Annotated in this window: 15 protein-coding genes; 4 read left to right on the plus strand and 11 right to left on the minus strand. The window is 71.7% G+C overall.

Annotated features, from left to right (window positions below; translation table 11 throughout):
• Nucleotides 1-525: 525 nt before the first annotated feature.
• On the plus strand, nt 526-1,554 hold the full coding sequence (gene trpS / locus IE277_RS24795; RefSeq protein ID WP_189955902.1) for a tryptophan--tRNA ligase: 1,029 nt from the start codon (nt 526-528) through the stop codon (nt 1,552-1,554).
• A gap of 45 nt (nt 1,555-1,599) precedes the next feature.
• Here trpS and proC read toward each other — a convergent pair whose 3' ends face one another.
• The 6 genes from proC to IE277_RS24825 all read right to left on the minus strand — a co-directional run bounded on the left by proC (nt 1,600) and on the right by IE277_RS24825 (nt 6,028).
• On the minus strand, nt 1,600-2,412 hold the full coding sequence (gene proC, locus IE277_RS24800) for a pyrroline-5-carboxylate reductase (protein ID WP_189955903.1): 813 nt from the start codon (nt 2,410-2,412) through the stop codon (nt 1,600-1,602).
• A gap of 65 nt (nt 2,413-2,477) precedes the next feature.
• Nucleotides 2,478-3,251, minus strand: a complete 774-nt coding sequence (locus IE277_RS24805; RefSeq protein WP_189955904.1) for an ABC transporter permease — start codon at nt 3,249-3,251, stop codon at nt 2,478-2,480.
• Nucleotides 3,248-4,093, minus strand: coding sequence for an ABC transporter ATP-binding protein (locus tag IE277_RS24810; protein ID WP_189955905.1), 846 nt, complete (start codon nt 4,091-4,093; stop codon nt 3,248-3,250). Before IE277_RS24810 ends, IE277_RS24805 begins: the two co-directional genes overlap by 4 nt.
• Nucleotides 4,094-4,238: 145 nt before the next feature.
• Nucleotides 4,239-5,018: a class I SAM-dependent methyltransferase gene (locus IE277_RS24815; protein WP_189955906.1), complete on the minus strand. Its 780-nt coding sequence runs from the start codon at nt 5,016-5,018 to the stop codon at nt 4,239-4,241.
• A gap of 122 nt (nt 5,019-5,140) precedes the next feature.
• A complete protein-coding gene (locus tag IE277_RS24820; RefSeq protein WP_189955907.1) occupies nt 5,141-5,665 on the minus strand; it encodes an EamA/RhaT family transporter in 525 nt (174 codons plus the stop codon).
• 42 nt (nt 5,666-5,707) lie between these two features.
• Nucleotides 5,708-6,028, minus strand: coding sequence for an SH3 domain-containing protein (locus tag IE277_RS24825; protein WP_189955908.1), 321 nt, complete (start codon nt 6,026-6,028; stop codon nt 5,708-5,710).
• 181 nt (nt 6,029-6,209) lie between these two features.
• On the opposite strand from IE277_RS24825, the gene IE277_RS24830 reads away from it, so the two are divergent.
• Nucleotides 6,210-8,414 (plus strand): serine/threonine-protein kinase, encoded by a 2,205-nt coding sequence (locus IE277_RS24830; RefSeq protein ID WP_189955909.1) that lies wholly within the window; start codon nt 6,210-6,212, stop codon nt 8,412-8,414.
• 177 nt (nt 8,415-8,591) lie between these two features.
• Here IE277_RS24830 and ilvD read toward each other — a convergent pair whose 3' ends face one another.
• The 4 genes from ilvD to IE277_RS24850 form a co-directional block, all read right to left on the minus strand.
• Nucleotides 8,592-10,445 (minus strand): dihydroxy-acid dehydratase, encoded by a 1,854-nt coding sequence (gene ilvD / locus IE277_RS24835; RefSeq protein WP_189955910.1) that lies wholly within the window; start codon nt 10,443-10,445, stop codon nt 8,592-8,594.
• 192 nt (nt 10,446-10,637) lie between these two features.
• Nucleotides 10,638-11,267, minus strand: a complete 630-nt coding sequence (locus tag IE277_RS24840) for a TetR/AcrR family transcriptional regulator (RefSeq protein ID WP_373310867.1) — start codon at nt 11,265-11,267, stop codon at nt 10,638-10,640.
• Between the two features lie 62 nt (nt 11,268-11,329).
• Complete coding sequence (locus IE277_RS24845) at nt 11,330-12,151, minus strand: sugar phosphate isomerase/epimerase family protein (RefSeq protein ID WP_373310863.1); 822 nt, start codon at nt 12,149-12,151, stop codon at nt 11,330-11,332.
• 136 nt (nt 12,152-12,287) lie between these two features.
• The gene (locus IE277_RS24850) at nt 12,288-13,220 is read right to left on the minus strand and encodes a Ppx/GppA family phosphatase (RefSeq protein WP_189955912.1); all 933 of its coding nucleotides are present in this window, start codon (nt 13,218-13,220) and stop codon (nt 12,288-12,290) included.
• A gap of 71 nt (nt 13,221-13,291) precedes the next feature.
• Between IE277_RS24850 and IE277_RS24855 the strand changes: the two genes are divergently transcribed.
• Complete coding sequence (locus IE277_RS24855) at nt 13,292-14,149, plus strand: DUF3109 family protein (RefSeq protein ID WP_189955913.1); 858 nt, start codon at nt 13,292-13,294, stop codon at nt 14,147-14,149.
• A 342-nt stretch (nt 14,150-14,491) separates the two neighbouring features.
• Here IE277_RS24855 and IE277_RS24860 read toward each other — a convergent pair whose 3' ends face one another.
• A complete protein-coding gene (locus tag IE277_RS24860) occupies nt 14,492-16,210 on the minus strand; it encodes a BACON domain-containing protein (protein WP_444544844.1) in 1,719 nt (572 codons plus the stop codon).
• 341 nt (nt 16,211-16,551) lie between these two features.
• Between IE277_RS24860 and radA the strand changes: the two genes are divergently transcribed.
• A complete protein-coding gene (gene radA / locus IE277_RS24865) occupies nt 16,552-17,961 on the plus strand; it encodes a DNA repair protein RadA (protein WP_189955915.1) in 1,410 nt (469 codons plus the stop codon).
• Nucleotides 17,962-17,978: the final 17 nt, after the last annotated feature.

Here is a 17,978-nt window from a genome sequence, read left to right on the forward strand (position 1 = left end):
TCTCGCGGTTTCCTTTCCGGCGGTTCCGACTCTATCAGATCCTTTCGGCGTCTGATCCCCAGTCAGCGGGGTTTGTCTTCCCGGCCGCTGGGCCGTTCCGACGAGTGAGACTTTAGCGGATTCCATGCTCCCGAGCTAATCGGGGGCTGCTGTCCTTTCGAACGCGGATTCCTCATTTCGCAAATACGCACAGCAAAGCACTCGGCGCCGTTGCGTCGATTGCTGCTGGGTACCTGCGGAGTGGCTGTCCGGGGACCGACCGAGATCGGCGCTCACGTCGGACAACCCGGAGAACATTACGTACGGGCGTGGGGCGTGTCAACTCTTGTCCCCGGGGCGCCCCGAGGGCGTACTCTGGGCCCCATGACGACGCGTACGTGTACCCAGCTTTGGTGGGCCGCCTGACGGCGGCCGGACTCACGTATGCATCCAACGGCCGCCGCCTCGGCGGCCGTTCTCGTTTCTCCTCCGGACTCCGGGGGACGGCCGCAGAAGCGGCGGTCCCGACCAGGAGGTGGAGTGAAGATGACACGGGTATTCAGCGGGATCCAGCCGACCGGGCACCTGACCCTGGGCAACTACCTGGGAGCCCTGCGGCGCTGGGTGGAGACGGACCAGCATCAGGCTGACGCGCTGTTCTGTGTCGTGGATCTGCATGCGCTGACCGTGGACCAGGATCCGGCGCGATTGCGCAGGCTCAGCCGGCAGACCGCGACGCTGATGCTGGCGGCCGGACTCGATCCCGCGGTGTGCACCGTGTTCCTGCAGAGCCATGTCGACGAGCACACGAGGCTGTCGTATCTGCTGGAGTGCGTGGCGTCCGACGGTGAGATGCGGCGGATGATCCAGTACAAGGAGAAGGTCGCGCGGCAGCAGGAGCGCGGGGCGGGCGTCCGGCTGTCGCTGCTGACGTATCCGGTGCTGATGGCGGCGGACATCCTGGCGTACGGCGCCGGCGAGGTGCCGGTCGGTGACGACCAGGTGCAGCATGTCGAGCTGGCGCGGGATCTGGCGGTGCGGTTCAACCAGCGGTACGGGCACACGTTCGTGGTGCCGAAGGCAACCCGTCCGGGGGTGGCGGCGCGGGTGATGAACCTGCAGAACCCGACGGCGAAGATGGGGAAGTCCGACGACTCCGGTCTGGGGGTCGTCTATCTCCTCGACGAGCCGGACGACGTGCGGAAGAAGGTCATGCGTGCCGTCACCGACAGCGGCCGGGACGTGGAGTACGACCGGGAGGGGCGGCCCGGGGTCGCGAATCTGTTGGAGATTCTCGCTGCGTGCACAGGCGGGAACCCTGAGTCACTGGCAGGCGTTTACGACTCGTACGGCGCTTTGAAGAAGGACACCGCGGACGCCGTGGTCGAGGTCCTCAGGCCCGTACAGGCCAGGCACAGGGAACTGTGCGCGGATCCTGCCTTTGTGGAGGGGGTGCTGCGGGATGGTGCGGAGAAGGCGAGGGCGATGGCCCGGCCGACCGTCGACGCGGCGTATCGGGCGATCGGTCTGTTGCCGCCGGTGTTCGATAGCGCGTTGAGCGCGGCCCATCGTTAGGGACTGCCTGTGCGGGCCCGTGCGTGCGGGCCCGCACCGGGTCAGTCAGTCCTTCTTGCCGGAGGCGAGTTCGCGGCTGCGGTCGCGGGCGGCTTCGAGGGCTGCGATGAGGGCGGCTCGGACGCCGTGGTTCTCCAGTTCGCGGATGGCGTTGATGGTCGTGCCGGCCGGGGAGGTGACGTTCTCGCGCAGCTTGACGGGGTGTTCACCGCTGTCGCGGAGCATCACGGCGGCGCCGATGGCGGACTGGACGATGAGGTCGTGGGCCTTGTCGCGGGGCAGGCCGAGCAGGATGCCGGCGTCGGTCATGGCCTCGACCAGATAGAAGAAGTACGCGGGGCCGGAGCCGGACAGGGCGGTGCAGGCGTCCTGCTGGTTCTCGGGGACACGGAGTGTCTTGCCGACGGCGCCGAAGATCTCCTCGGCGTGCGCGACATGGGCCTCGGTGGCGTGGCTGCCGGCGGAGATGACGGACATGGCCTCGTCGACAAGGGCCGGGGTGTTGGTCATGACACGGACGACCGGGGTGCCTGCGGTCAGGCGCTCCTCGAAGAAGGAGGTGGGGATACCGGCGGCACCGCTGATGATCAGGCGGTCGGCGGGGACGTGCGGGGCCAGCTCGTCCACGAGGGTGCCCATGTCCTGCGGCTTGACCGTGAGGATGAGAGTGTCGGCGGTCTTGGCTGCCTCGGCGTTGGTGACCGGGGTGACTCCGTGGCGGGTGCGGAGTTCTTCGGCGCGCTCGGGGCGGCGGGCGGTGACCAGGAGGTCGGCGGGAGCCCAGCCGGCCCGGATCATTCCGCTGAGCAGGGCTTCGCCGATCTTGCCGGTGCCGAGGACTGCGACTTTCTGGCTCATGGGGTCATCCTCGCACCGGGTCGGTGGGGTGCGGGCGGTTGTCCGGCAGACGGGACGCGGGCCGGTCAGGAGGTGCGGCGCCGGAGGGTGGCCGCGCCCAGGGCCAGGACGAGCAGCGCGCAGCCGGCCACGATCAGGATGTCTCGTACGAAGGTCGCGGTCGTGTCGGTGTGATGGAGGACCTGGTTCATGCCGTCGACGGCGTACGACATCGGCAGCACGTCGGAGACGGCCGTGAGGGCGGGGTGCATGTCGGACCGGGGAGTGAAGAGGCCGCAGAGGAGGAGCTGGGGAAAGATCACCGCGGGCATGAACTGGACCGCCTGGAATTCCGAGGCCGCGAAGGCCGAGACGAAGAGACCGAGGGCCGTGCCGAGCAGGGCGTCGAGGAGGGCGACAAGAAGGAGCAGCCAGGGTGAGCCGGTGACGTCGAGGCCGAGCACCCACAGCGCGAGTCCGGTGGCGAGGGCGGACTGGACGATGGCGATGGTGCCGAAGGCCAGGGCGTAGCCGGCGATGAGGTCGGCCTTGCCGAGGGGCATGGCGAGGAGGCGTTCGAGGGTGCCGGAGGTGCGTTCGCGCAGGGTGGCGATGGAGGTGACCAGGAACATCGTGATCAGCGGGAAGATGCCGAGCAGGGATGCGCCGATGTTGTCGAAGGTGCGGGGGCTGGCGTCGAAGACGTAGCGCAGCAGGATCAGCATCAGGCACGGGACGAGGATCATCAGCGCGATCGTGCGCGGGTCGTGCCGGAGCTGGCGCAGGACCCGGGCCGCGGTGGCGGTGGTGCGGGAGGGGTTGAGCGCGCCGGTGGGGGCGACGGGGGCAGTCGTACTCATCGGGTCGGCTCCTGGGTGTGGCGGGTCGGCGCCTGGGTGCGGTCCGCGGCGGTGGCCTCGTCGACGAGGCGGAGGAACGCGGCTTCGACGGTGTCGGTGCCGGTGCGGGTGCGCAGGGCGTCGGGGGTGTCGTCGGCGAGGATCTCGCCCTCGCGCATGAGGAGGAGGCGATGGCAGCGCTCGGCCTCGTCCATGACGTGGGAGGAGACGAGGAGGGTGGCGCCGCGAGTGGCGGCGATGTCGTGGAAGAGGTGCCACAGGTCGCGGCGCAGTACGGGGTCGAGGCCGACCGTGGGTTCGTCCAGGACGAGGAGTTCCGGGGTTCCGAGGAGGGCCACGGCGAGTGAGACCCGGTTGCGCTGGCCGCCGGAGAGGTTGCCGGCGAGGGCGTCGGCGTGGCTGGTGAGGTCGACGTCGGCGATGGCCCGGGTGACGTGTTCGTGGCGGCGGTCGGCCGAGGCGCGGCCCGGGTCGAGGATCGCGGCGAAGTACTCCAGATTCTGACGAATGGTCAGATCGTCGTAGACGGAGGGGGCTTGGGTGACATAGCCGATGCGGCTGCGCAGGGTGGGGTGGCCGGCGGGGTGGCCGAGGACGTTCAGGGTGCCGGTGACCTTGGCCTGGGTGCCGACGACGGCGCGCATGAGGGTGGATTTGCCGCAGCCGGAGGGGCCGAGCAGGCCGGTGATCTGGCCGCGAGGGACGGTGAAGCGGAGGTGGTGCAGGACGGTACGGGGGCCGCGGACGACGGTGAGGTCGTCGGCCTGGACGGCGGTGCGGGTGGTGGCGCTCGCGCCGGCGGTGAGGGGTTCGCTCGGTGGGTCCGGCGAATAATTCATCATGCGATGAATAATCTGCCGAGGGGCGTCGGACGTCAAGGGGCGCGTGGCGGTGGCCGACGGGGCGTGCCGGTGCGGGCGGGTGCGGACACGGCAGCGGCGGCCGGGTAGGCACCCGGCCGCCGCTTTCGGGGGAACGTCGCCCAGGTCAGGGCTTGATGGCGACGAGGAGGAGCACATCGTAGGTCTCCTCGACGATGCCGTCCGGGAAGACCTTGAGCAGATGGGTGCGCTCCTCTTCCAGGAAGGCGGTCCTGCGTTCCCGCGGTGCGACGAGGAAGGCCGAGTGGCTGCCGATGTTGGCGAGATGGGTGTCGACCGGGACGCGGCGGCTCCAGCGGATGTCACGGCGGGCGAAGTCCAGGCGCCCACTGGGGTCGGCCAGGTCAAGGCGCTCGCCGGCCCTGCGCTTCTCGGCGGCGATGTCCACGCCGAAGAAGCGGCCCTTGCGGTCGGCGGCCTCGGCGATCCAGTCGAGGTCGAGCGCGTCGGTGTTCCACCACACCGCCAGCGCACCGCCCGGCCGCAGCACCCGCAGCACCTCCGGCACCGAGCGGGCGGTGTCGGTCCAGTGCCAGGCCTGGGCGTAGGTGACGAAGTCGGCGCGGGCGTCGGGGACGGGGAGGGCGTTGCCGTTGCCGAGGACGAGCGGAAGATCCGGCAGCCCGCGCCGGAACTCGGCGGCCATGCCCTCGCCGGGTTCGACGGCGAGGACGTCGGCACCGCGGTCGCGCAGGAGGGCGGTCGCGATGCCCGTACCGGCACCGACGTCCACGACCCGGGCACCGGAGAGGGAGCGGCCGGCCAGTTCCTCGACGGCGTCGAAGAGGGCGGGCGGGTAGGAGGGGCGGTTCGCGGCGTACTGGGCGGCGGCCGAGTCGAAGGAGCGTGCGCGGGCCGCGCGCGAGGGAGGTCGTGTCGTGGTCATACGGACATCGTGGACAGGACGGGGTGATGACGACAGCGCGTTTTCGGGAGCGGATCGGAGCGCCATGCCACCGCTGGGGCCGGGCAGGGGCCGGGGCGCGGCTTTCGGAGGGGCGCAGGGGGTCAGCTGCGGCGCTTCTTCTTCGAGGGGTTGCCGGTGCGGCGGGAGGAGCGGCGGTCGTAGGCCTCGCGGGCCTTCTCGTACTCCTCGCGGTGCAGCTTCTCGCCCGGGGCCTCGGTGAGCGAGCGGAAGAAGTAGGCGAGGAGGGAGCCGACGAAGCCGATGGCGAGCAGGCCGCGCAGGGAGGCCTGGCGCTGCGGGTCGTGGCGCTTGCCGAAGCCTTCCAGGGTGTTGCGGAAGGCGAGCGCGCTGCAGATCGCGAACATGGCGATGATCAGTACGGTCACGAAGGAGCCGGTGTCGGCGATCTGGATGCCTTCGTAGGCGAGGCGGAGGACCAGACAGGAGGCGACGGCCGCGACGAGGGAGCCGATGGCGACGCCGGCCCGGCGGGCGGCGTAGCCGTTGTCGTGGTTCACCCAGGTGGTGCCGAAGAAGCGCAGGGGCTCGGGGCGGGGGCCACCGCTCGGGGCCGCGCCGTCCGAGGAGCCCGCCGGGGTGTCCGGGGTGCCGGTTTCGTCGCTCACGGAACGATTATGGCGGCGGACACGGGCGGGCTCCCGGCGGGGTCAGGCGCAGCGCGCGGCGACGTAGCCGTCGGTGCCGGTCTGGATGTAGGCGTCGGAGACGTACTCGCCGTTGTCGATGTTGTCCCAGATGCTGGAGGTGCCGTACGGTCCGCTGACCTGCGTGCCCGGGGTCTGGCAGAAGATCGGGACGCGGGTGCCCTCGGGCAGGACGCGCACGATGCCGTAGCTGGTGCCGGGGCCGTTGCGGACGTTCAGCCGGACGCCCGGAGCGACCGCGTAGGTACGGACGGCGGACTCCGCCGTCATGGCCTCGGAGTCGGCGCCGGTCCCGGCCGCCTCTTCGACTCGGTCAACAGACATATGAAACCTTCCCCCTCGCGTCCCATGCTTGCCATGGGCACCGCTCGTTCCCCGAAGACGCGTCACGAAACATCTGTGCGCGACTCGCGCGCGAAGGCTAGCAAGCCGCCTCTGTCTCGCACGAGTCATCGACTAGGCTCCGTGCGTCGCGCGCGCGGACGAACAGCACGGGGGTGGTCGCATGACGCCACGCAGGAACACGGGAGCGGGCGCGGAAGCGGAACTTCCCGAGTACGCCGGTCACTATCGTCTTCAGGCACGTCTGGGCTCGGGTGGCATGGGGGTCGTCCATCTGGCCCGCAGCACCTCGGGGATGAAGCTCGCGGTCAAGGTCGTACACGCCGAGTTCGCCAGGGATCCCGAGTTCAGGGGGCGTTTCCGGCAGGAGGTGGCGGCCGCCCGAAAGGTCAGCGGGGCCTTCACCGCGCCCGTCGTCGACGCCGATCCGAATGCCGAACGGCCCTGGATGGCCACGCTGTTCATCCCTGGCCCGACGCTGTCCGACGAGGTGAAGCGGAACGGGGCGATGGCTCCGGCGCAGCTGCGCCGGCTGATGGCGGGCCTCGCCGAGGCACTGCGCGACATCCACCGGGTCGGGGTCGTACACCGGGACCTCAAGCCGAGCAACGTGCTGCTGGCCGAGGACGGACCAAAGGTGATCGACTTCGGTATCTCCCGGCCGAAGGACAGCGAACTGCGCACCGAGACGGGCAAGTTGATCGGCACTCCGCCTTTCATGGCGCCCGAGCAGTTCCGGCGGCCGCGCGAGGTGGGGCCCGCCGCCGACCTCTTCGCGCTCGGCTCGGTGATGGTGCACGCGGCGACCGGGCGCGGGCCCTTCGACTCCGACAGCCCGTACGTCGTCGCCTACCAGGTCGTGCATGACGAACCGGACCTCACCGGTGTGCCGGAGGACATCGCGCCGCTGGTGCTGCGGTGCCTCGCCAAGGAGCCGGAGGACCGGCCGACCCCCGATGAACTCATGCGGGAGCTGCGCACGACGGCGGCCTCGTACGACACCCAGGCGTTCATACCGGCCCAGCGGTCGAGCGGCGAGCCGGCTCAGCGGTCGGGCAACGAGCCGGCTCAGCAGTCGGGTAACGAGCCGACGGGCGACGAGCCGGCCGAGCGGGCGGGCGACGAGCGAGCCGAGCCGGCCGGCGGCGGGCCGGCCTCGGAGTCCGGTGCTGAGCGGCCGAAGTCGCAGGTCAGGCGGCGCGTCGGCCGGAAGGTGGCCATCAGCGCCGGGGCGTTCGGCCTCGTCGTGGCCGCCGCGCTGGCCTGCGTACAGCTGGTGGGAAAAGACGGCCCCGCTCCGGCGGGCACGGCCCCGCACACCAAGGCCGCCGTGTTCAGCTCCTGGGCGGCCAGGCCGGCGCCGACGGGGGCGGGGATGCCGCAGTGTTCGTACGGCGCGGGCAGGTTGCTGTGTACGCGGCCCGGCGCGGTCTACGCGCTCTCCCTGTCCGGCGGAAAACTGCTGTGGCGGCACTCCGTCGCCGCCGAGCCGGTCAGCGGACCGCCGGTCCTCTCGGGCTCTGTCGTGCAGCTCAGCACGGACGGCAGCACGGTGCTGGAGGCATTCGACCTGTACTCCGGCAAGGAACGGTGGAAGCGGCCGCTGCCCGACGGCACAGCGGTCCACTACGCCGGCCGCACTCCCCTGCTCACCGGCGCCGGCGGCACCATCACCGCTGTGGACCCCGGGTCGGGCCGTACGAAGTGGAGCCGGCCGCTGCCGGGGTCCGCCACGCCGTCTCTCGCCTCGTTCCCCGGGGACCCGCTGGCCTACGCGACCACCGCGTCCCGGGACGGCACCCGCACCCTCGTCACCGCGGTGGATCCCGAGAGCGGTGCCGTGCGCTGGACGGCCTCCCTGAAGGGGGTGCTGAAGCCCGTCGGCAACCAGGGCACGTCCCTGGTCCTGCTGTCCGTCGACCGGGCGACCGGGGAGACGGACGCCGTGGTCCGCTACACGCCGGCCTCGAAGACGTCACGCCGAGTGGTGCTGCCGGTGCCACAGCTGACCCCGCAGGCCGGCACGCACGGTGACATGGTCTATCTGCTGGCCACGGGCGGTTCGCTGGAGGCGGTCGACCTGAACGCCGGCAAACTGCTGTGGCACATCGAGACCTCCGTCAGCCGGGGTTCGGCCCCGGTCGGCGACGGTGAGCACGTGTACTTCACGGCGGCCGACGGACGCCTGCTGGCGATGGACGCGCGCGACGGCCGGCTGGTGGGGCAGACCCGGCCGCGGCTCGGCACCGACGCGGACAAGGTCACCGCCGACCTGCCGGCCCCTGTGGTCGTCGACGGCCATGTCTACGCCAGCGCCCCCGACGGGACGGTGTTCGGCGTCGCCGCGCACGACCCGGCCGGTTGGTGAGGCGCACACCGGCACACCGTCCCGGGCGTGACGGCCCACGGCAGACAGGCCCACGGCAGACGGGCCCGCGACAGGCAGGCCCACGGCAGTCAGGCTCACGACAGACGGGAGGGGCCGCCCCCGGTGGGAGGCGGCCCCTTCTACGGCCGGGTCGGCCCAGCTTGTTCTACGGCCGGGTCAGCCCAGCTTGGTCACGTCGCGGACCGCGCCCTTGTCGGCGCTGGTCGCCATCGCGGCGTAGGCGCGCAGGGCGGCCGAGACCTTGCGGTCGCGGTTCCCGGGGGCGTAGACGCCGTCCAGGGCCTGCTCGCGGCGGGCCAGCTCCGCCTCGTCGACCAGCAGCTCGATCGTGCGGTTCGGGATGTCGATGCGGATGCGGTCGCCGTCCCGGACCAGGGCGATGGTGCCGCCGGAGGCCGCCTCTGGGGAGGCGTGGCCGATGGAGAGACCGGACGTGCCGCCGGAGAAGCGGCCGTCGGTGATCAGGGCGCAGGTCTTGCCGAGGCCGCGGCCCTTCAGATACGAGGTCGGATACAGCATCTCCTGCATACCGGGGCCGCCCTTGGGGCCCTCGTAGCGGATGACGACGACGTCGCCGTCCTTGACCTCCTGGGTGAGGATGCGCTGGACGGCCTCCTCCTGGGACTCGCAGACGACGGCCGGGCCCTCGAAGGTCCAGATCGACTCGTCCACGCCGGCCGTCTTCACCACACAGCCGTCGGCCGCCAGGTTGCCCTTGAGGACCGCGAGGCCGCCGTCCTTGGAATAGGCGTGCTCGGCGGAGCGGATGCAGCCGCCCTCGGCGTCGTCGTCCAGGGACTCCCAGCGCTCGGACTGGGAGAAGGCCTCGGCGGAGCGGACACAGCCCGGGGCCGCGTGCCACAGCTCGACCGCCTCGGGGGACGGGGAGCCGCCGCGGACGTCCCAGGTCTTCAGCCAGTCCGCGAGGGAGGGGCTGTGGACCGCGTGCACGTCCTCGTTGAGCAGACCGGCCCGGTGCAGTTCGCCGAGCAGGGCGGGGATGCCGCCGGCGCGGTGCACGTCCTCCATGTAGTACGTGCGGTTCTTCGCGACGTTGGGAGCCACCTTCGCCAGACACGGCACCCGGCGCGAGACGGCGTCGATCTGCTCCAGGCCGAAGGGGACACCTGCCTCCTGGGCGGCGGCCAGCAGGTGCAGGATCGTGTTGGTGGAGCCGCCCATCGCGATGTCCAGGGCCATGGCGTTCTCGAAGGCCTGGAAGGTGGCGACGCCCCGCGGGAGGACCGACTCGTCGTCCTCGCCGTAGTAGCGCCGGGTGATGTCCATGACCGTGCGGGCCGCGTCGACGTAGAGCTGCCCCCGCGCGGTGTGGGTGGCGAGGACCGAGCCGTTGCCGGGCAGGGAGAGGCCGATGGCCTCGGTCAGGCAGTTCATCGAGTTGGCGGTGAACATGCCGGAACAGCTGCCGCAGGTCGGGCAGGCGCTCTCCTCGATACGGAGGATGTCCTCGTCGGAGATCTTGTCGTTGACGGCGTCGGAGATCGCGTCGACCAGGTCGAGGGTGCGGACCGTGCCGTCCACGAGGGTGGCGCGGCCGGACTCCATGGGGCCGCCGGAGACGAAGACCGTCGGGATGTTCAGGCGCAGGGCCGCCAGCAGCATGCCCGGGGTGATCTTGTCGCAGTTGGAGATGCAGACCAGGGCGTCGGCGCAGTGGGCCTCCACCATGTACTCCACGCTGTCCGCGATCAGGTCGCGGGAGGGCAGGGAGTAGAGCATGCCGCCGTGGCCCATCGCGATGCCGTCGTCCACGGCGATCGTGTTGAACTCGCGCGGGATGCCGCCCGCCTCCGTGATCGCCTCGCTGACGATCCGGCCGACCGGCTGGAGGTGGGTGTGGCCCGGCACGAACTCGGTGAAGGAGTTCGCGACCGCGATGATCGGCTTCCGGCCGATGTCCGCACCGGGTACACCGGAGGCGCGCATCAGGGCGCGGGCGCCCGCCATGTTGCGGCCGTGGGTGACTGTGCGGGACCTCAGCTCGGGCATCGTCGCTCGCTCCTTCGAAGACCTACGAAGACCTACTGCCAGAGAGTTCTGGCTGTACGGTCGAGCGTACGCCGGTGCTCCAAACGCTGGACACGGTTGTCCGGAATGCGGGACGCGCGTTTCACCGAGCCGTGGGGCTCATCGGTCCGAGGGTCCTCACAGGTCCCAGGGTCCTCTCCGGTCCGAGGGTCTTCACCGGTCCGTGAGGTGGTGCTGTACGACGGGGGCGACGCGCGCGATGATCTGTTCCAGGTCCGCCGAGGCCAGCGGCTCCAGTTTGATCACGTAACGCATCAGCGCCGCACCCACCAGCTGGGCGGCGGCCAGCTCGGCGCGCAGCTCCGGGTCCGGCAGCTCCACCTGGGCGGCGACCCGGCGCAGCAGCTGGGCGGCGATCAGCCGGCGGAACACGGCGGCCGCGGTGTCGTTGTTGACGGCCGAGCGGACGATGGCGAGCAGCGGGGTGCGGGTCGTGGGGTTCTCCCAGATCCCGAAGACGAAGCGGGTCATCCGTTCCCCCGCCCCCTCCAGCGGACCGTCGGCGATCGCGTTCGGCGCGTCCAGCGCGGGCGCGAAGGCCACGGCGACGGCCGCCTCGAAGACCTGCTCCTTGGTGCCGAAGTAGTGGTGGACCAGCGCGGAGTCGACACCGGCCGCCTTGGCGATGCCGCGCACGGACGTCTTCTCGTAACCGCGCTCGGAGAACTCCCCGCGGGCCGCGGTGAGGATGCGGTCGCGGGTGTCGGCGGACTCCGCGCGCGGCGGCCTGCCTCTCCTGCGGGCGGGCGGCCCCATGTCCGTCGTGTCGCCCGTGTCGCCCATGCCGTTCGTGTCGCCCGTGTCGCCCATGCCGTCTGTGTCGTACGTGCCGTCGATGTCGTCCGTCATGGCCGGGGCACCCGTACCGCCGACGCCAGGTGTTTGCGGGTGAAGGCCAGGGCCTCGGCGAGGTCGGCCTCGCGCTCGGCGTTGGACATCGCACGCCGGGTGTTGACCTCGATGACGACATGGCCGTCGAAGCCGGAGAGGGTCAGATGCTCCAGCAGCTCGGCGCAGGGCTGGCTGCCGCGGCCGGGCACCAGGTGCTCGTCCTTGGCCGAGCCCCGCCCGTCGGCGAGGTGCACATGGCCGAGGCGGTCGCCCATGCGGCCGATCATGTCCAGGGCGTCCGCGCGGGCGGTCGACGTATGGCTGAGGTCGATCGTGAAGTGCCGGTAGTCGTGCTGGGTGACATCCCAGTCGGGGGCGTAGGCGAGCATTTCGCGATCGCGGTAGCGCCACGGGTACATGTTCTCGACGGCGAACCGGACGTCCGTCTCGTCCGCCATCCGCCAGATCCCCTCGACGAAGTCGCGCGCGTACTGCCGCTGCCAGCGGAAGGGCGGGTGCACGACGACGGTGGAGGCGCCCAGTTTCTCGGCGGCCGCACGGGCGCGCTGCAGCTTGACCCAGGGGTCCGTCGACCAGACCCGCTGGGTGATCAGCAGACAGGGGGCGTGCACCGCCAGGATCGGAACCCCGTGGTAGTCCGACAGACGGCGCAGCGCCTCGATGTCCTGGCTGACCGGGTCGGTCCACACCATGACCTCGACACCGTCGTACCCGAGGCGCGCGGCGATCTCGAAGGCCGTCGCCGTGGACTCCGGGTAGACGGAGGCCGTCGACAGCGCGATTCGCACGTCCGTTGGTTCAGCCACGTCCGTCACCTTACGGCGTGGGGTGGTACCGGTGTTGGGTGCCTGTTCGCCGTTGTGAGCTTTGCCATTCGGGCGGACGTCGGCTGGTTGTGCTCACGCGCGCCGTCCCCCGCGCCCCCCGCGCCGCCGCGCCCCCTGCGGAGCGCTACGCGCTCCCCATGTGATCGAGGCGCCGGAGGATGACGCCCTCGCGCAGCGCCCACGGACAGACTTCGAGGCTCTCCACGCCGAAGAGATCCATCGCGGCCTCGGCCACCAGGGCGCCGGCGACGAGCTGACCCGCCCTGCCGTCCGAGACGCCGGGGAGTTCGCTGCGCTGGTCGGCGGTCATGGAGGCCAGGCGCGGAACCCAGGCCTCCAGGGACTCGCGCTTCAGCTCACGCTGGACGTAGAGGCCGTCGGCGCTGCGGGCGGCGCCCGCGATACGGGCGAGCTGCTTGAAGGTCTTGGACGTGGCGACCACATGGTCGGGGGCGCCGAAGCGGCTGAACTCGCCGACCGTGCGAGCGATCTCCGCGCGGACGTGGCGGCGCAGCGTGCGCACGCCCTCGGGGGCGGGCGGGTCCTCGGGCAGCCAGCCCGAGGTGAGCCGGCCGGCGCCCAGCGGCAGCGAGACGGCGGCGTCCGGCTCCTCGTCTATGCCGTAGGCGATCTCCAGGGAGCCGCCGCCGATGTCCAGGACCAGCAGCTTTCCGGCGGACCAGCCGAACCAGCGGCGGACCGCGAGGAAGGTCAGCCGGGCCTCTTCCGCGCCGGCGAGGACCTGGAGTCGTACACCGGTCTCGGCGGCCACGCGCGCGAGGACGTCATCGGCGTTGGTGGCCTCCCGGACGGCGGAGGTCGCGAACGGCAGCAGGTCCTCGACACCCTTGTCCTCGGCGGCCTGGAGCGCTTCCCGTACGACGCCGATCAGCTTCTCCACGCCGTCGTCACCGATGGCACCGCTGTCGTCGAGCAGTTGGGCAAGCCGAAGGTCGGCCTTGTGCGAATGCGCGGGCAACGGGCGCGCGCCGGGGTGAGCGTCCACCACCAGCAGATGCACCGTGTTCGAACCCACGTCCAGGACACCGAGTCTCATATACGGAACGCTACTGCCAGATCGTCCGTGCACGGTCCCCGGAGCGGGGCTCGGCCACTTACCCTGGACGCGTGCCAAAGACGAAAAAGGCGAAGAACCACAAATCCTCCAAGGGATCGAAGGATTCTTCGCAGGCGAAGGCGTCCACGTCCAAGAAGTCCCAGAAGGCCCCGAAGATGAGCGACGAGAAGGGGCTCGACTTCGCGCGCGCCTGGGTGGAGTTTCCTGATCCCGCGGACGACGAACAGGTCTTCCGCTGTGATCTGACATGGCTGACCTCTCGCTGGAACTGCATCTTCGGCAGCGGCTGCCAGGGCATTCAGGCGGGCCGCGCGGCGGACGGGTGCTGCTCGCTGGGCGCGCACTTCTCCGACGAGGACGACGAGAAGCGGGTCGCCGGGCACGTGGCACGACTCACACCGGAGATCTGGCAGCACCACGACGAGGGCATCCGGGGCGGCTGGGTCTCCGAGGACGACGAGGGCTCCCGCCAGACCCGCCCCTACCAGGGCTCGTGCATCTTCCAGAACCGGCCGGGTTTCGCGGGCGGCGCGGGCTGCTCGCTGCACATCCTGGCGCTGAAGGAGGGCCGCGAGCCGCTGGAGACCAAGCCGGACGTGTGCTGGCAGCTGCCGATCCGGCGGACGTACGACTGGATCGACCGCCCCGACGACACGAGGGTCCTCCAGGTGTCCATCGGCGAGTACGACCGCCGGGGCTGGGGTCCGGGCGGCCATGACCTGCACTGGTGGTGTACGTCGGCGACGTCGGCACACGGCGCGGGCGAGCCGGTGTACGTCTCCTACCGGGCCGAGCTGACCGAGCTGATGGGCACGGCCGGCTACGACCGACTGGTCGAGCTGTGCGAGCAGCGACTGGCCTCGCAACTCCCCCTCCTCGCCCCTCACCCCGCGGACCCCGCCCGGTAGGTCCGTAGAACCCGGCCGCTGCGGGCAAGCGGACGAGCATGTGCGGGCGGCTGCGGTAGACCGGCCCGGGCGCTTGCCGAGGCGCAGGGGGCGGCAGCCTGTCCGTCCTCGCTTCCCCGCCCGCCCTCCCCGCCAGATCCGGCCCCTGCCGGAGTCCTGCCTTCCAGGCCCCGGCCCTGTGCCCGGCCCCCGATATCCACTTCGCCCGGCTACCCACTCGGCCGCAGATCCGGTCGCCCCGCCCCGCTGCCCAGCAGGGCGCCGATATCAGCCGCATCTGCAGCCCCTCACCTGCGCCGATGAAGCACCGCCACGATCGCCCGAGCTGATCCGCCGAAGGCCCTAGTCACCCGAAGGACTCGGCGTGCTGCCCGGGGTGGAGGCGGGTGGGGAGGTTGGGGTCGGCGAGTCGGAAGGGGGTGAGGGGTCGGTGGGGGTGGGGGTGGGGTCCGTGGGGGGTGCGGACTGGGTGGGCGGCGGGGATGGGGTGGGTGGGGTGCTGGGCGGGGTGGGGGCGGTGGACGTGGGGGTGGGGGTGGGGGTGGGGTGGTGGGTCGGGGCCGTGCCGTAGCCGTCGATGGAGACCACCGTGCCGGCCGGGGAGATCGCCACCTGCGCCTGCCAGTGGCCGGAGGGCTCGCGGAGGTGGTCGACGTACACCTTGATCGTCAACGTTTCGCCGGGGTCGAGGGTTCCCCCGGACCGGCTGAGGTAGAGCCAGGGCACCGAGGTGGACGCGGACCAGCGGACCGGCGAGGACCCGGACGCGGTGAGGGTGATCAGCGTGGTGTCGCCGTCGTTCGCGGCGATGACATCGAGCCGTCCGGTGCCCTTCTCCCCTGCCCCGGCGACGCTGACGACCTCTACGGAGACGTCCGCCTTGCCGTCCTCGCCGATGCGCGTGCCGGGCCTCGCGCTGGCGTTCCCGGCGTTCTCGTAACCGCCGGCCGGGTCGCCGCCGACGGCGTCGGGGCCCTGTGCCTCGCGCGCGGTGGCGGTGGGTCCCTCGCCTTCCGCCGTCGGGGCACCCCGGTAGGCCGCCCACAGGGCCAGGACGGGGGCGGCGACCACCGTGGCGACGACCGTCGTCGTCACCGCACGCGCGCGGAGCCGGTCCCGGCGGGCCGCGCGGTCCTTGGGGTCCATCGGGAAGCCACGCCGGTCGAAGCGGGGCACGGCCCCGCCACGCACACGTGGCTGATGGGCGAGGGCCATGTGGACAGCCGCGCGGGGCGCTTCGAGGACGGGCAGCTCGGCCGGGGTGACCGTGGCGCCGGGCCAGCGGCCGGTGACGGCGCGCTCGGCGGTGCGGCGGCAGCGGGGACAGTCGTCGACGTGCCGTACCAGCTCGCGGCGCAGGGCGGTGCTGAGGACGAGCCGGTCGTCCCCCGTGAGGTGGGCCACGCCGGGGCAGCCGCCGGTCTGGACGACGGCGAGGGCCGCGCGGGTGCGCTCGACCTCGCAGGCGGCGGTCGCGAGCAGATCGCGCGCGGTGGCGGGTTCCATGCCGAGGACGGCGGCGACCTCGTGCGCGGCCAGGTGGTGGCGGACGGCCAGCTCCAGGGCCTCGCGCTGCTCAGGGGTCGTACCGGCCGCTTCCGGCCAGGCCAGCAGGGCCAGTTCGCGGCGGCGCCGCTCCTGGACCTCCGGGGCCACCGACTGCTCGGGGACCCTGCTCGCGCCCGGGGAACGGCCCGCCGCGTGGGTGGCCTGACGTTTCTGCTTGGCCTCGGCCAGCTTGCGTAGACACGCCCAGCGGGCCAGCGCGTACAGCCAGGCCCTGCGGTCGGCGGCGGCCGCGGGGACGCGCGGTCCGCGCCGCTCGGCCAGGGCGAGGACGTCACCGAGGGCGGCGGTGGCCTCGTCGTGGTCGCACAGCACCGACAGACAGTAGGTGAACAGTCCGTCCAGGTAGGGCTCGTAGCGCGCCGGCGGCCGCTGGGCGAGGGTGTGCCCGGGGACGCGGTCGCGCCCCTCCCGCGCCTCTTCTGCGACACGCGCGTCGCGGTGCGCCCAGTGCGTGCCGCCGGTGCGGGGGGTGGTCTGCGGGCTACTGCTCATCACCCGTGCGACCGTAGGCGGCGCCGGAGTGCCCCATCTCGAACCTTGAGCACTTTTAATCCGTACGGGTGAAACGATCCCTCATAAGGGGACAGGAACCCTTTGTTCCATGGCTCGATCCCGATGGGTCGTGGCCGATACCTGTTCACCCTTCCCCGGACCGCTCATCCCACCCATGGGTCGTTCATCGCACCCGCAGACCGTTCATCGCACGGACGGCCTGTTCATCCCACAGGCAGCCCGTTCATCCCATCGACGGACCGTTCATCCCATCGACGGGCCAGGGAGGCTCTTCCCCGGCCCGGGGCCCGGTTGTCAGTGCCGCGGGCTACGGTTTCCGCATGGCTGCCCGTACCAAGACCACCAAGGACCGCCCGTCCTACCGCTGCACCGAGTGCGGCTGGCAGACGGCCAAGTGGCTCGGCCGCTGCCCCGAGTGCCAGGCCTGGGGCACGGTCGAGGAGTACGGCGCGCCCGCGGTCCGTACGACGGCGCCCGGCCGCGTCACCAGCTCCGCGCTGCCCATCGGCCAGGTCGACGGCCGGCAGGCCACCGCCCGCACGACCGGCGTGCCCGAGCTGGACCGGGTGCTCGGCGGCGGTCTCGTCCCCGGTGCGGTCGTGCTGCTCGCCGGCGAGCCCGGCGTCGGCAAGTCCACGCTGCTGCTGGACGTGGCCGCCAAGTCGGCGAGCGCCGAGCACCGCACGCTGTATGTCACCGGCGAGGAGTCGGCGAGCCAGGTGCGGCTGCGCGCGGACCGCATCGGCGCCCTGCACGACGAGCTGTATCTGGCGGCCGAGACCGATCTGTCGGCCGTCCTCGGCCACCTGGACGAGGTGAAGCCGTCCCTGCTGATCCTCGACTCGGTGCAGACCGTCGCCTCCCCGGAGATCGAGGGCGCGCCCGGCGGCATGGCCCAGGTCCGCGAGGTGGCCGGCGCCCTGATCCGCGCCTCCAAGGACCGCGGGATGTCCACGCTGCTGGTGGGCCATGTCACGAAGGACGGAGCGATCGCGGGTCCGCGCCTGCTGGAGCACCTCGTGGACGTCGTGCTCCACTTCGAGGGCGACCGGCACGCGCGTCTCCGTCTCGTCCGGGGCGTGAAGAACCGCTACGGCGCCACGGACGAGGTCGGCTGCTTCGAGCTGCACGACGAGGGCATCACGGGCCTCGCCGACCCCAGCGGACTCTTCCTGACACGTCGGGCCGAACCGGTCCCGGGCACCTGTCTGACCGTCACCCTGGAGGGCCGCCGCCCGCTGGTGGCCGAGGTGCAGGCGCTGACCGTCGACTCCCAGATCCCCTCCCCGCGGCGTACGACCTCGGGCCTGGAGACCTCGCGCGTGTCGATGATGCTGGCCGTCCTGGAGCAGCGCGGCCGGATCAGCGCGCTCGGCAAGCGGGACATCTACTCCGCGACGGTGGGCGGGGTGAAGCTGTCGGAGCCGGCCGCCGACCTCGCCGTCGCGCTCGCGCTGGCCTCCGCCGCCAGCGACACTCCGCTGCCGAAGAATCTGGTGGCCATCGGCGAGGTGGGCCTCGCGGGCGAGGTCAGACGGGTCACGGGCGTGCAGCGCAGGCTCTCCGAGGCACACCGGCTGGGCTTCACGCACGCGCTCGTGCCCACCGATCCGGGCAAGGTGCCGCCCGGCATGAAGGTCCTGGAAGTGGCCGACATGGGGGACGCGCTGCGGGTGCTGCCGCGCTCGCGTCGCCGAGAGGCCCCCCGGGAGGCGGAGGAGCGCCGGTAGACTTTGCCCAGGTCTCG

Origin of the sequence: Streptomyces alanosinicus, from assembly GCF_014650595.1 — a bacterium.
GTDB lineage: Bacteria > Actinomycetota > Actinomycetes > Streptomycetales > Streptomycetaceae > Streptomyces > Streptomyces alanosinicus.

Bases quoted from the DNA above. Each gene is read 5' to 3' on its own strand.
- trpS (WP_189955902.1), top strand. From the start codon at position 526: ATGACACGGGTATTCAGCGGGATCCAGCCGACCGGGCACCTGACCCTG.
- proC (WP_189955903.1), bottom strand. From the start codon at position 2,412: ATGAGCCAGAAAGTCGCAGTCCTCGGCACCGGCAAGATCGGCGAAGCC.
- IE277_RS24805 (WP_189955904.1), bottom strand. From the start codon at position 3,251: ATGAGTACGACTGCCCCCGTCGCCCCCACCGGCGCGCTCAACCCCTCC.
- IE277_RS24810 (WP_189955905.1), bottom strand. From the start codon at position 4,093: ATGATGAATTATTCGCCGGACCCACCGAGCGAACCCCTCACCGCCGGC.
- IE277_RS24815 (WP_189955906.1), bottom strand. From the start codon at position 5,018: ATGACCACGACACGACCTCCCTCGCGCGCGGCCCGCGCACGCTCCTTC.
- IE277_RS24825 (WP_189955908.1), bottom strand. From the start codon at position 6,028: ATGTCTGTTGACCGAGTCGAAGAGGCGGCCGGGACCGGCGCCGACTCC.
- IE277_RS24830 (WP_189955909.1), top strand. From the start codon at position 6,210: ATGACGCCACGCAGGAACACGGGAGCGGGCGCGGAAGCGGAACTTCCC.
- ilvD (WP_189955910.1), bottom strand. From the start codon at position 10,445: ATGCCCGAGCTGAGGTCCCGCACAGTCACCCACGGCCGCAACATGGCG.
- IE277_RS24840 (WP_373310867.1), bottom strand. From the start codon at position 11,267: ATGGGCGACACGGGCGACACGACGGACATGGGGCCGCCCGCCCGCAGG.
- IE277_RS24850 (WP_189955912.1), bottom strand. From the start codon at position 13,220: ATGAGACTCGGTGTCCTGGACGTGGGTTCGAACACGGTGCATCTGCTG.
- IE277_RS24860 (WP_444544844.1), bottom strand. From the start codon at position 16,210: ATGAGCAGTAGCCCGCAGACCACCCCCCGCACCGGCGGCACGCACTGG.
- radA (WP_189955915.1), top strand. From the start codon at position 16,552: ATGGCTGCCCGTACCAAGACCACCAAGGACCGCCCGTCCTACCGCTGC.